Source organism: Cupriavidus phytohabitans, from assembly GCF_000426345.1.
Classification (GTDB): domain Bacteria; phylum Pseudomonadota; class Gammaproteobacteria; order Burkholderiales; family Burkholderiaceae; genus Cupriavidus.
Genome location: NZ_AUFE01000037.1, coordinates 1 through 13,102 on the forward strand (window position 1 = coordinate 1; position 13,102 = coordinate 13,102).

Genomic DNA, 13,102 nt, shown 5'->3' on the forward strand with positions numbered 1-13,102 from the left:
GCTTATAAGGCTTGTTGATGCTTACAGTAACTTGGGTGGATTGCCACGGATTCCCCTGCACGGGACAGCCTCCTATTCATACGCCATTGCACGGATGCTATTGTGCTGCGGCCTGCCATGAGACAACATGCAGCATGCCGGCAAGGCACCCACAGGAACCGAGTGAAACATTGCCACTCTGCGATCACCCCCAATATGTCGAGACAGATTCCTCCACTTAACCCGCTGCGGGCCTTCGAAGTGGCCGCCCGGCATCTGAGCTTCACGCGGGCTGCCGAGGAATTGTTCGTCACGCCATCAGCAGTCAGTCACCAGATCAAGGCGTTGGAAGAAAGCCTGGGCGTACAGCTATTCATCCGCGAGGCCAAGGCGCTGGTGTTGACACCGGCTGGCACGGCCTACCTGCCTAGCGTCCAGTTAGCGTTCAAGCAGCTCGCCGATGCCACGCACCGTCTGCACAGCAAGGATCGCCCAGCGCTGAAGGTCAACATGCCGCCCACGTTCGCGGTCAAATGGCTGATCCCGCGCATGGACCGCTTCATGAAGACGCACCCGGATATCGACCTGAAGGTGTCGACGTCGAACCACCGCATCGATTTCGAGCGGGATGATTTCGACATGGCGATCCGCTACGGCCGCGGCGACTATCCCGGACTGCATAGCGAGCTGTGCCTGGCGGTAGAAGTGATCCCGGTCTGCAGCCCTGCACTGCTGCAGGGGCCGAATCCGCTGGAAACGCCATCGGACCTGAAGCACCATACGCTGCTGCACGACGACAGCACGTACACGGACGTCAGCAACCCGGACTGGGCGATGTGGCTGGAGCACGCCGGGGTCACCGATGTCGATGCCAGCCGCGGCCCGTCGTTCTGGCCAAGCCACCTGGTCATCAACGCGGCGCTCGGCGGCCTGGGGGTGGCGCTGGTGAAGAAGAACTGGATCGAGCAGGACCTGGCCGAAGGCCGGCTGGTGCGCCTGTTCGAATCGATCCGGCTGCCGGTGGAGTTTTCTTACTTCGTGGTGTTCCCGAAGGAGCGGCTGGAAGACCGCCGCATCCGCAGCTTTACCGACTGGATCCGCGCGGAAGTGGCGGCGGACCAGCAGCGGCCGGCCCCCGCCTGAGGACAGCGCGGGCGACGCCCCGCGTACCGCACAGCCTGCCCCGATCGGCAGGCATGCCGCGCAACATTATGCCGCGCCCTGCATCGATGCCGTCTTCTTCTGCACGCGTGCACGCAGCCGCTCGATATCGACCACGAAGCGGCGATGCGTGCCGCTGCACACCGTCTCCACCGCATCTTCGGCAGTCACGCCGAACGTGACACTGCGCCCTTCGATGGCGGTCACCTCCGCGCTGATGCGCACTTCCCCGCCAAGCGGCGTGGCCCCGCTGTGCTGCACCGAGACCTCCGCGCCAACCGAGCTTTCACCGTCGTCGAGATAGCCTTGCAGGAAATCCAGGCAGGTCTGCTCGATATCGCGCACCAGTTCAGGCGTCGCGTAGATGCGCAGGCTTTCGCCCAGAAAATCGATGGTGCGCTGGCGGTCGACCGTCAGCGTGCGCGAGCAGGTCGCGCCCGGTTGCAATCCGTTGTTCATCAGGGATTCCTTTGATGTTGCGGACGAAGCCATCCAATGCGGCGCGGTGTGCGCGTGCCGGTGGCGTATCCATGGGTTTGTGTGGCTACAGGCGATAGATGCGCTGGGCGTTGTCGTGCCACAGCGCGCGCTGCTGTTCCGGCGAACAGATAGCGATCGCGGCGCGGAAGCCGGCCACGATGGTGTCGTAGCTGGCCACCAGGCTGTCCACCGGAAAGTTGCTGGCGAACATGCAGCGCTCGGCGCCAAAGATGGCGATGGCGTCGCGGATCACGGGCACGTTGTCGGCCTGCGTCCACGGCTTGCCCGGCAATCCCAGGCCCGAGATCTTCAAGGCGACATTGGGTTGTTCAGCCAGCTCGGCCATCGCGGCGCGCCAGCCGGCCAGCCCCGCCTCGCTGCGATCAGCCGGCAGCCCGGTATGGTTCAGGATCAGCTGGGTGGGAAAATCCCGCGCCAGCGCCGCCGCCTGGTCCAGGTTCCACCACGGCGACTGCAAATCGAAGGACATGCCATGGCGCGCCAGCAAGGCGTAGCCGCGCCGCCAACGCTCGTCGTCCATCGAGCCGGGCAGCCCACGCCGCGCATCGTCCCGCCGGGCGGCGGTGACCGGCTTGTTGCGGATGCCGCGCATCGTGGCGTAGGCGGCATGGCCGGCCAGCACTTCCTCGACATCGCCGCGGTCAAGCTGGGCATGACCGACGACTACCGTTGGCCTCCCCGTCCGCGCGGCGAGCTGCGTCAGCCATGCGGTCTCATCGACGGGATTGGCGCGCGCCCACTCTGCCTCGACGTGCACCGTCTTGACGGGCGCGCAACCGGCCGTGTCGCGGGCGAGATCCTCCGGCAGGTAATTCCGGCGCAGCGCCGAGTAGTCGCCATAGCGGAAGTTCGGCACCGCTTCGTCCTGCAGCCACGGATATGGATTGCGGCCGAGGTCCCAGAAATGCTGGTGCGCATCGATAAAGGGCTCGACTGGCGCCGCTTGTTCGTCGCGCATGGGCCTACTCCTTGACGGAGATGCGAGTGGCAAGCTGCTTGAACTGCGCTGACTCCTTCACCATGGCGGCCTGAAGCGTCACGTCGTCGGCATAGGTATCGGTGCTGAAATGCAGCTTCTCCAGCGTCTGGCGCATCACCGGCTCCTGCACGGACTTGGCAATGGCCGCCTTCAGTACTGCGATCACCTCGGGCGGTGTGCCCTTTGGCGCCGAGATGCCGCGCCAGATCCCCATCGACAGGTCGATATTGCGCTCCTTCAGCGTCGGCACATTCTCGAAGCCGCTGACGCGCTTGTCGGCCATTACCGCCAGCACCTTGAGCTTGCCCGCGGCCACGTGCGTGAAGACCTCTGCCGTGCTAACCGTAACTGCATCGATATGTCCGCCCAACAGCGCAAGCGTGGCGGGAGCGCCGCCGGCGTACGGGATATGATTGAACTTCGCGCCCGTCTTGTCGGCCAGCGCGGCGGCAGCCATATGCCACGCCGAGCCCTGCCCCGCATTCCCCACGCGGATGTTGGCTCCCGGCTTGCGCGCATCAGCAACGAACTGCTCGATCGTTGTCCACGGCGCGTCCGCGCGTACTGCCACGGCGGCAGGATCGGCATTCAGGCGCGCGATCGGCACCAGGTCCTGGTAGGTGAACTTGGCCAGTCCGAGGTAGTTCAGGAAGGTCAGCTCGCTGGACGACAGCACCAGCTTGTAGCCGTCCGGCTTGGCGTGGACCACTTCGCCCAACCCCACCGCGCCGGTGGCGCCCGGCTTGTTGATCACCACGATCGGCTGCGGCAGGTGCCTGGCCGCCGCCGCGGACAGCGCGCGCGCCACCACATCGGCGCCGCCGCCGGCCTGCCACGGCACGATCAGTTCGATGCGCCGGCTGGGGTAGGTTTCCGCACTCGCTGCGGCCGTACCGCCCAGCAGCCCTAGCACCACGGCCGCGGGCATCGCCCAGCGCCGCAATTGCGAACGTGACATCTGCATGGTTGTCTCCTGTCTCTTATCGGTATAGATGATCCAGCGGTGCGCTCAGGCGGCGCCGCGTTCCAGTTCTTGCGAGCGCACCGGGGCGCCGAACGCACCCTGCGCACGCAGCCGCACGACGGTGGCCGGATCGAAGCCGAACTCGCCCAGCACCTCGTCGGTATGCTGCCCCAGCAACGGCGCCGGATAGCGCACCTGCTGCGGCGTGCCGCTTAGCTTGACGGGGAATCCCAGCGCCTTGACCCGCCCTTCCACCGGGTGCTCGATCTCCAGCACCATGTCGCGCGCGACCGCCTGTTCGCTGGACAGCGCTTCGTCGTAGGTGAAGATCGGCGCCGCCGGCACGCCGGCCGCGAGCAGCGCGTCGACCCATTCCGCCGCCGGCTTGCGCGCGAATTCTGCCTCAATTTCAGGGATCAGCGCGGCGCGGTTGCGGATGCGCGCCGCATTGTCGGTAAAGCGCGGATCGGCGAGCAGGTCCGGCCGCTCGATCACATCGCACAGCGCAGCCCACAGCTTGGGATTGGCCGCACCGATGACAAAGTGCCGGTCCGCCGCTTGCACCGCCTGGTACGGCGCGCTCATCCGGTTGGCGCTGCCGATCGGCACCGGCACCTCGCCCGTGCCCCAGTACTCCGCCGACTCCCATACCGACAGGCCGAGCGCTGTCTCGAACAACGAGGCATCCACATACTGCCCTTGGCCCGTGTGCTCACGGCCCATCAGCGCGCTGAGGACGCCATAGGCGGTGAACAGGCCCGCCCCCAGGTCGGCGATCGGCACGCTTGCCTTGACCGGCGGCGCGTCCGGATGGCCCATCACGCTCATCACGCCCGACATGGCCTGCGCGATCAGGTCCAGCCCCGGGCGCCGCGACCACGGCCCGGTCTGGCCGAAGCCGGAGATGCTGGCATAGACCAGGCGCGGATTGATCTCGCGCAGCACCGCGTAGTCGATCTTCAGGCGCGCGGCCACGCCGGGCCGGTTGTTCTCCACCAGCACGTCAGCGCCACGCACCAGTTCATAGAACGCTTCCAGCCCGGCGGGGTTCTTCAGGTCGATCTCGACACTGCGCTTGTTTCGGTTCAGCGCCAGGAAGCCGCCACTGTCATCGCCCTTGAGCCGGAAGCCCATCGACTTGCGGGTCTGGTCGCCAGCACCGGGCGTCTCGACCTTGATGACGTCGGCGCCCATGTCGCCCAGCAGCATGCAGCAGAACGGACCCGCCATGATCTGGCTCACGTCCAGGACCTTGATTTTGGATAACGGCAAATTCATGGATACCACCTGAAGTTCGGGCGGCCGCACAGGGGATGGCGCCGCCGCGGTATTGGAAAAAACCAGAGTCGGGTGCTTTCAGCGGCCCACGAACTGCGGCCTGGTCTTGTCGATAAAGGCGCGGTGGCCGATACGGAAGTCCTCGGTGTCGAAGCAGGCATAGGACTCGGCATGCTCTTCCGGACGCAGCGGCTTGGGGTCCAGCAGCCGGCGCACGAACTGCTTGTGCCAGCGCGCCACCAGCGGCGCCTCCGCGGCATCGAACACCCGTCCCTCCAGCACGATCTCCAGCGCCGTCGCCGGCCCCGCCAGCGCCACCAGCCCGCCCAGCTCGCCATACGACATCACCAGCCCGAGCCGGTTGACCGGCACGCCGAAGCGGCTCGACTTGCCGCAGATGCGCAGGTCGCACATCGAGGCGATTTCCAGCCCGCCGCCAACGCACGCGCCCTGGATCAGCGCGATGGTCGGGTGTCGGCATTCGGCGATGGCGCGCATGGTGGCATTGGTGATCTCGCCGTATTGCTGCGCCTGCGCGGCGTTGGCGCGCATGGTGTCGAACTCGGCGATATCGGCGCCCGCGGCAAAGGCCTTGTCGCCGGCGCCGCGCAGCATCACGCAGCGCAGCGTGTCGTCGGCGGACAGGCTCTGGATGGCCTCGGTCAGGCCCTGCCACATGGACAGGTCCATGGCGTTGAGCTTGTCCGGGTTGTTCAGCGTGATGGTGGCGACCTGGGCGTCGCGCTCGATCAGGATCGGTTGTCTCATGGTTGTCGTGGGTTTGGTGGTGGCCCGGCAAGTGCGGGCTGGGTCCGGAATCTGGCTGGTCAGCGCAAGTCTAGGGCCAGCGCCGCGCGCGTCAAAACGAGAAAAACTCAGCGGCGCTTCAAGAAAAACTAGGCGCACGGTGCTGTGAGATTTTCTTGGGCTGCCTTCAAGTAAATCCACGTTGTGACTGACGGGGCTTGTTCCTAGACTTCGTCACCAATGCAGCCAGCCGGGCCGCCAGTCAGCATCTCGGACAGTCCGGCAGGCCGCGCACCCCACAGCATGGAGACAAGATGGCCCTCATCAACTACATCACCCAGATCCAGATCGACTTCGGCGCCATCGGGCTGCTGGCGCGGGAATGCGAACGCATCGGCATCACGCGCCCGCTGGTGGTCACCGACGCCGGCGTCAAGGCCGCGGGCATCGTTCAGCGCGTGCTGGAACAGCTGCGCCCCGGCTGCGAAGCCGTGATCTACGACGGCACGCCGTCCAATCCAACCGAAGCCGCCATGCGCGACGCCGTACGCCTCTATGGCGAGTACCGTTGCGACGGCATCATCGCGGTGGGGGGCGGCTCGCCGATCGACCTGGCCAAGGGCGTGGCGGTGTGCGCCAAGCACGAGGGGCCGCTGCGCCAGTTCGCCGCGATCGAAGGCGGCGTGGCGCGCATCACGGCCGCCACCGCGCCGGTCATCGCCATCCCGACTACCGCCGGCACCGGCAGCGAGGTCGGCCGTGGCGCGGTGCTGATCCTCGACGACGGCCGCAAGGTCGGCGTGCTTTCGCCTTACCTGGTGCCGCGCCTGGCAATCTGCGATCCCGAGCTGACCCTGGGCCTGCCGCCGATGCTGACCGCGGCCACCGGCATGGATGCCATCGCGCATTGCCTGGAGACCTTCATGGCGCCCGCATTCAATCCGCCCGCCGACGGCATAGCGCTGGATGGCCTGCGCCGCGCGTGGCTGCATATCGAGCGCGCCCGCTTCGATCCGCAGGATCGTGACGCAAGGCTGGCGATGATGAGCGCATCGATGCAGGGCGCGCTGGCGTTCCAGAAGGGTCTGGGCTGCGTGCACAGCCTGAGCCACGCGCTCGGCGGACTGATGCCGACGCTGCACCATGGCACCCTGAACGCGGTGCTGCTGCCGGCGGTGATCCGATTCAACGCGGACGCGCCGTCGATGCAGGCAGACGGCAAGCTGGCCCGCATCGCGCAGGCAATGGGACTACCCGATGCCGACGCCATCGGACCGGCGATCAGCGACCTGAGCCGCCGCCTGGGACTGCCGTCGGGGCTGCGCGAGATGGGCGTGGACCCGGCGCTGTTCCCGCGCGCGATCGACTATGCGCTGGCGGACCACTGCCACAAGACCAACCCGCGCGAGGCCAGCGCCGAAGACTACCTGGCAATGCTGCAGGATTCGCTGTAAGCCAAGCCGGCTTCACGAGCAAAACAGCAAAGCAAAATTACAAAGGAGACCAAGCATGCAACGTCGCACCTTCCTGTGCGCAGGCGCGGCCGCGCTGGCCGCCCCGCTGGCGCGGGCAGCCTCGCCGCTGCCGGCCGGACCGATCCGGATCATCGTGGGCTTCCCGCCCGGCGGCGGCACCGATGTGATGGCCCGCGTGATCGCGCAGCATCTGTCGACGCTGTGGCAGGTGTCGGTGATCGTCGAGAACCGCCCCGGCGCGGCCGGCGTGGTCGCGGCGGAGTACACCGCGCGGCAGGCGCCCGACGGCACCGCGCTGCTGATGACCAATATCAGCAACCGCGCCATCGCACCCAGCCTGTATCCCAAGCTCGGCTATTCGGTGGAGAAGGACTTCACGCCGATCATGCTGGTCGGGGTCACGCCCAACCTGCTGATCTGCAACACCAGCGGGCGTGCGCGTTCGGTGGCCGACGTGGTCGCGCTGTGCCGCAGCCAGCCGGGCAAGATCACCTTCGGCTCGTCCGGCGCGGGCGCGGCACAGCATCTGGCGCTGGAGATGTTCAAGCTGCGTGCGGGCGTGGATGCGCTGCACGTGCCCTATCGCGGCTCGGCGCCGATGCTGACGGACCTGATCGGCGGCCAGATCGATTTCAGCTTCGAGACCATGACCTCGGCCACGCCGCAGATCCAGGGCGGCAAGGTGGTGGCGATCGCGCAGACGCGTCCGCGCCGCGCGGCCAGCTATCCCCAGGTGCCGACGCTGGCCGAGTCCGGCTTCCCCGGTTTCGATGCCGGCACCTGGTATGGGCTGGTCGGCCCTGCCGGCCTGCCGGCGCCGATGGTCGAGCGCATGAATGCGGACATGAACAGGGTGCTGGCGATGCCGGATGTCGCCAGCAAGCTGGCCGGCTTCGGCGCCGAGGACGGCGGCGGCACGGCGGCGCGCTTTGCGCAGTTCATCGCCACGGAGCGCGTCAAGTGGGCGCGCGTGGTCAAGGACGCCAACGTCAAGGTGTGACATGAATCGACGCATCACGATTGAGGAAACCCTGCCCCGCGACGCGGAGCGCGCCTTGCTGCTCGGGCGTGCCTGGCTGCCTGGCCCGAACGGCGGTCCCGCCATGGTTGTCGTGCGCGGCGCGGAGCTGTTCGACATCAGCACCACCGCGCCCACCATTGCCGGACTGCTCGCGCTGCCAGACTGCGCCGAACGCGTGCGCAATGCCACCTGACCCTCGCTGGGGCCGCTGCAGGACTGGCTCGACGCGACCTGCGCGCATGGGCCGAACCCGGAGCATCGCCACCTGCTGGCGCCGAACGACCTGCAGGTGGTCAAGGCCGCCGGCGTGACCTTTGCCGCCAGCCTGGTCGAGCGCGTGATCGAGGAGCGGGCACGCGGCGATGCGGCCAGCGCCGCGGCCGTGCGCGAGAGCGTCAGCGCGATCGTCGGCCCGGGCTTTGCGTCGGTGCGCCCGGGTTCCCCCGAAGCCATGCGCATCAAGGAAGTACTGGTCGTGCAGGGGCTGTGGTCGCAATACCTGGAAGTCGGCATCGGCCCGGACGCCGAGATCTTTACCAAGGCCGCGCCGCTGTCGTCGGTGGGGACCGCCGTCGACGTCGGCCTGCACCCGCAGTCGACCTGGAACAACCCCGAGCCGGAGGTCGTGCTGGCGGTATCCCCGCGCGGCGAGATCGTCGGCGCGGCGCTCGGCAACGATGTCAACCTGCGCGACTTCGAAGGCCGCAGCGCGCTGCTGCTGGGCAAGGCCAAGGACAACAACGCATCGTGCGGCATCGGCCCGTGGATCCGCCTGTGCGATGCGCATTTCGGCATCGACGAGATCGCCCGCACCGAGATCGACCTGACCATCGAGGGCGAGGATGGCTTCGTGCTGCACGCCGCCAGCGCCATGACCCGGATCAGCCGCTCGCCGCAGGAGTTGGTGGCGCACGCGATGGGCGCGCACCACCAGTACCCCGACGGCATGATGCTGTTCTGCGGCACGCTGTTCGCGCCGGTGCAGGACCGCGACGCGCCGGGCGCCGGCTTCACCCACCATCCGGGCGACCGCGTCAGCATTTCCGCGGCGCACCTCGGCGGGCTGGTCAACTGGGTCGGCAACAGCAACGAACTGCCGCCGTGGACGTTCGGCATCGGCGCATTGATGGCCAACCTGGCCCGGCGTGGCCTGCTGCATCCCCCTCCCTGATCCTTACTTGCCCCGTACGGGGCAGCACAGAGCCCGGCACACCCGACCGGGCCGCATGACAACCCAGGAGACACCATGAAACACGTTATCCCGCATATCGTGCTGGCGGCGCTATTGTCCGTCGCCGGCGTGGCCGCCGCGCAGGCCCCCGTCAAGCTGCGCTTTGCCCATACCGTTCCGGAATCCGATTCGCAGCACCAGGCCGCGCTCGCCTTCAGCAAGAAGGTCAAGGAGCGCACCCAGGGCGGCGTCGAGATCCAGGTTTTCGCCAACAGCCAGCTCGGCAACGACACCACGCTGGTCACGGGCGTGCGCAGCGGCACCATCGACATCGGTGCCACCGGCAATCCCTTTGTCACCGGGCTGGCACCGCGCCTGAACGTGCTGGACCTGCCCTACCAGTTCGAGGATGGCCCGTCGGCCTACAAGGTACTGGACGGCCCGGTCGGCCGCTCGCTGCTCGACGAGCTGGGCACGCACCGTATCAAGGGCCTGGCCTTCTGGGAGATCGGCTTCCGCAGCCTCGGCAACAACAAGCGGCCGATCAACAAGGCCGAAGATATCCGCGGCCTGAAGATCCGCACCACGCCCAACCCGTCGCATATCAAGGCCTTCCAGCTGCTGGGCGCGAGCCCGCAGCCGATGCCGTTCGCCGAGGTCTTCGGCGCGCTGGAATCCGGCGCGGTCGACGGCCAGGAGAACCCGCCCACGCTGATGGTGTCGTCCAAGATGTACGAGGTGCAGAAGTATGTCTCGATGACGCGCCACGCCTATACCGCACTGGTGGTGCTGATGAACAAGGCGAAATTCGACTCGCTCAAGCCTGAGTACCAGAAGGTGCTGGTGGAAGAAGCCGCGGCCGCTGCCACCTACCAGCGCAAGCTCAATGCCGACAACGAAGCCGCCGCGATTGCCACGTTGCGCGCCAAGGGCGTGCAGGTCAACGAGCATCCCGACAACGCCGGCATCCGCAAGGTAGTGCGCGAGGAAACGCGCCAGCTGTTCGTGCAGAAGAATGGCGACGCCGTGCTGCGCGCCATGGACGCCCAGCGGTAGGAGAACCACGTCATGCCCGCCATGCCCACCGCCATCGTCGATGCCCACCACCACCTGTGGCGGCTCGGCCCGGCGCGCCATCCCTGGCTGCAGGAAGGATACGACCCTGCCGCCTTCTTTCTCGGCGACTACGCCACGCTGCGGCAGGACTTCGACCCGCGAGACTACCTGCGGCAGTGGGACGGCCTGCACCTGGCCGCCAGCGTGCATGTCGAAGCCGAACGGCACGCCGACGAGTCGGTGGCCGAGACCGCGTGGCTGCATCGGGTCCACGCACGCCATGGCTTTCCCAATGCGGTGGTGGCGCATGGCGATTTCAACAGCGACACGCTGGCCGCACAGCTGCGCGCGCACCAGGCCTTTCCTCTGGTGCGGGGCGTAAGGTGCAAGCCGCGCACCAGCCGCACCGCCGATGGCAGCGTGCACGGGCAGCCCGGCACGCTGCAGGACCCGCGCTGGCTGGCCGGCCTGCAGCGGCTGGCCGAGCATGGCCTGGCGTGGGACCTGCGCGTGCCGTGGTGGCACCTTGAGGAAGCCGCGGAGGCGATCGCGGCCGTGCCGGGGCTCGCCGTGGTGGTCGAGCACACCGGCCTGCCGTGGGACCGCTCGGAAGCGGGCCTGGCAGGCTGGCGCCGCGGACTTGCGGCGCTGGCCAGCCTGCCCGGCGTGCACCTGAAGCTGTCCGAGTTCGGTTTGCCCGGCACCGGGTGGGACCGCGCCGGCAATGTCGGCGTGATCCGCCACGCGCTGGAGATCTTCGGCTGGCAGCGCTGCATGTTCGCCAGCAACCTGCCCGTCTCCAGCCTGCGCGCGTCGCTGCATGAGATCGTCAATACCGTGGCCGCCGGGCTTGAAGGCCTGCCCGACGCCGCCGCACAAGCGGTGTGGCACGACAACGCCATGCGCTTTTACCGGATCGAGGCGCCCGCAGCCAGCCTGCGCTGACGCCCGTCCAACCAGGAGTTCCCAATCATGAACCGCATTACGCTCCGCCTGGCCCAGGGCGCCATGGTTGCCATGATGGCCACCATGATCGTGCTGGTCTTCGGCAACGTGGTCCTGCGCTACGTCTTCAATTCCGGCATTGCCTTCTCCGAAGAAGCCTCGCGCTTTGTCTTCATGTGGCTGACGCTGACCGGCGCGCTGCTGGTGATGCACGACAAGGCCCACCTGGGCATGTCCACCGTGGTCTCGCGCCTGGGCGAAAACGGCCAGCGCGCCTGCCGCCTGCTCGCCGATGCCGGCGCACTGGGCTGCTGCCTGCTGCTCGCGCACGGCGCCTGGCAACTGGTGACGATCGGCATGGACGACCGTGCCCCCGTCACCGGCGTGCCGCTGGGCGTGGTCTATGCCTGCCTGCTGGTATGCAGCGTCGGCATGGCGGCGATGCTGCTGCACGGGCTGTGGCGGCTGGTCAGCGGCCGCATGCCGCAGCACGAACTGGTGCCGCAGTCCGGCGCCACCGGCGAATAAGCGCAAGGAATCCATCATGACCATCTTTGTCTTTGTTGGCTCGCTGCTGGGCGCGATGTCGCTCGGCATGCCCATCGCCTTTGCGCTGCTCGCTTCCGGTGTCGCGCTGATGCTGCACCTGGGCAATTTCGATACGCAGATCCTCGCGCAGAATATGCTGGAGGGCGTCAACAACTATCCGCTGATGGCGGTGCCGTTCTTCATGCTGGCCGGCGAGCTGATGAACGCCGGCGGGCTGTCGCAACGCATCGTGCGCGTGGCCGACGCGGCGGTCGGGCATGTGCGCGGCGGGCTGGGCTACGTGGCGATCATCGCGGCCACGGTGGTGGCCAGCATCTCCGGCTCGGCCGTGGCCGATACCGCCGCCGTTGCCGCACTGCTGATCCCGATGATGCGCAACGCCGGCTACAACGTGCCGCGCGCCGCGGGGCTGATCGCAGCGGGCGGCATCATCGCGCCGGTGATCCCGCCGTCGATCGCCATCGTCGTGTTCGGCGTGGTCGCGCAGGTGTCGATCACCAAGCTGTTCCTGGCCGGCATCGCGCCCGGCGCCATGATGGCGCTGACGCTTGCCGTGACCTGGCACTTCTGCGCGCGCAAGGAGAAGCTGGCGCCGGTGGAACCGTTCAGTGCGCGCCGCCTCGCCAAGGCCGCGCTCGACGGCGTGTGGGCGCTGGTGCTGCCGGTTGTGATCATCGGCGGCATGAAGATCGGCGCGTTCACGCCGACCGAGGCCGCGGTGGTGGCGGTAGTCTACGCCATCGTAGTCGGCCGCTTTGTCTACGGCGAGCTGAAGCTGCGCGCCCTGCCCGGGCTGATCGTCACCGCGGCCAAGACCTCCAGCACCGTGCTGTTCCTGGTGGCGTGCGCGCTGGTCTCGGCATGGCTGATCACCATCGCCAATATCCCGGCGCAGGTGACCGACCTGCTCGAACCCTTCATCGACAACAAGATCCTGCTGATGTTCGTCATCATGATCCTGGTGATCGCGGTCGGCACCGCGCTCGACCTGATGCCGACGGTGCTGATCATGACGCCGATCCTGATGCCCGTGATCACCAAGGCCGGCATCGATCCGGTGTACTTCGGCGTGATGTTCGTGCTCAACAACGCCATCGGCCTGTTGACGCCGCCAGTCGGCACGGTGCTCAACGTGGTGGCCGGCACCTCGCGCTGCAGCCTGGACAGCGTGATCGGCGGGGTCTGGCCCTTCCTGCTGAGCCTGACTGCGCTGATGTTCCTGTTCGTGCTGTTCCCGCAGCTGATCCTGGTGCCGGCCGCGTGGCTGCACTGATCC

Annotated in this window: 12 protein-coding genes and 1 pseudogene; 8 read left to right on the plus strand and 5 right to left on the minus strand. The window is 67.4% G+C overall.

The features are described from left to right. Window positions 1-195 precede the first annotated feature (195 nt). A complete protein-coding gene (locus K309_RS0123125; protein WP_029048627.1) occupies window positions 196-1,122 on the plus strand; it encodes a transcriptional regulator GcvA in 927 nt (308 codons plus the stop codon). A 66-nt stretch (window positions 1,123-1,188) separates the two neighbouring features. Here K309_RS0123125 and K309_RS0123130 read toward each other — a convergent pair whose 3' ends face one another. The 5 genes from K309_RS0123130 to K309_RS0123150 form a co-directional block, all read right to left on the minus strand. Continuing rightward, a complete protein-coding gene (locus tag K309_RS0123130; RefSeq protein ID WP_035878202.1) occupies window positions 1,189-1,599 on the minus strand; it encodes a thioesterase family protein in 411 nt (136 codons plus the stop codon). 85 nt (window positions 1,600-1,684) lie between these two features. Then, complete coding sequence (locus K309_RS0123135; protein WP_029048629.1) at window positions 1,685-2,599, minus strand: amidohydrolase family protein; 915 nt, start codon at window positions 2,597-2,599, stop codon at window positions 1,685-1,687. A gap of 4 nt (window positions 2,600-2,603) precedes the next feature. Then, entirely contained in the window at window positions 2,604-3,584 is a 981-nt protein-coding gene (locus K309_RS0123140; RefSeq protein ID WP_156914431.1) for a Bug family tripartite tricarboxylate transporter substrate binding protein, read from the minus strand. A gap of 45 nt (window positions 3,585-3,629) precedes the next feature. Next, window positions 3,630-4,862, minus strand: coding sequence for a CaiB/BaiF CoA transferase family protein (locus K309_RS0123145; protein WP_029048631.1), 1,233 nt, complete (start codon window positions 4,860-4,862; stop codon window positions 3,630-3,632). Window positions 4,863-4,940: 78 nt separating this feature from the next. Beyond that, window positions 4,941-5,630 carry an enoyl-CoA hydratase-related protein gene (locus K309_RS0123150; RefSeq protein ID WP_029048632.1) on the minus strand — a complete coding sequence of 230 codons (690 nt, stop codon included), beginning with the start codon at window positions 5,628-5,630 and terminating at the stop codon, window positions 4,941-4,943. Between the two features lie 293 nt (window positions 5,631-5,923). Between K309_RS0123150 and gbd the strand changes: the two genes are divergently transcribed. From gbd to K309_RS0123185, 7 genes and pseudogenes are all read left to right on the plus strand, one after another. Further along, entirely contained in the window at window positions 5,924-7,063 is a 1,140-nt protein-coding gene (gene gbd / locus K309_RS0123155) for a 4-hydroxybutyrate dehydrogenase (RefSeq protein ID WP_029048633.1), read from the plus strand. A 55-nt stretch (window positions 7,064-7,118) separates the two neighbouring features. Next, window positions 7,119-8,084, plus strand: coding sequence for a Bug family tripartite tricarboxylate transporter substrate binding protein (locus tag K309_RS0123160; protein ID WP_029048634.1), 966 nt, complete (start codon window positions 7,119-7,121; stop codon window positions 8,082-8,084). Window position 8,085: 1 nt separating this feature from the next. Beyond that, a pseudogene (locus K309_RS37145) lies at window positions 8,086-9,276 on the plus strand (fumarylacetoacetate hydrolase family protein). Between the two features lie 75 nt (window positions 9,277-9,351). Further along, a complete protein-coding gene (locus K309_RS0123170) occupies window positions 9,352-10,332 on the plus strand; it encodes a DctP family TRAP transporter solute-binding subunit (RefSeq protein ID WP_029048635.1) in 981 nt (326 codons plus the stop codon). Between the two features lie 12 nt (window positions 10,333-10,344). Then, the gene (locus K309_RS0123175; protein WP_029048636.1) at window positions 10,345-11,277 is read left to right on the plus strand and encodes an amidohydrolase family protein; all 933 of its coding nucleotides are present in this window, start codon (window positions 10,345-10,347) and stop codon (window positions 11,275-11,277) included. Window positions 11,278-11,304: 27 nt separating this feature from the next. Then, on the plus strand, window positions 11,305-11,805 hold the full coding sequence (locus tag K309_RS0123180; protein ID WP_022535274.1) for a TRAP transporter small permease: 501 nt from the start codon (window positions 11,305-11,307) through the stop codon (window positions 11,803-11,805). Between the two features lie 16 nt (window positions 11,806-11,821). Beyond that, window positions 11,822-13,099 (plus strand): TRAP transporter large permease, encoded by a 1,278-nt coding sequence (locus tag K309_RS0123185; protein ID WP_029048637.1) that lies wholly within the window; start codon window positions 11,822-11,824, stop codon window positions 13,097-13,099. Window positions 13,100-13,102: the final 3 nt, after the last annotated feature.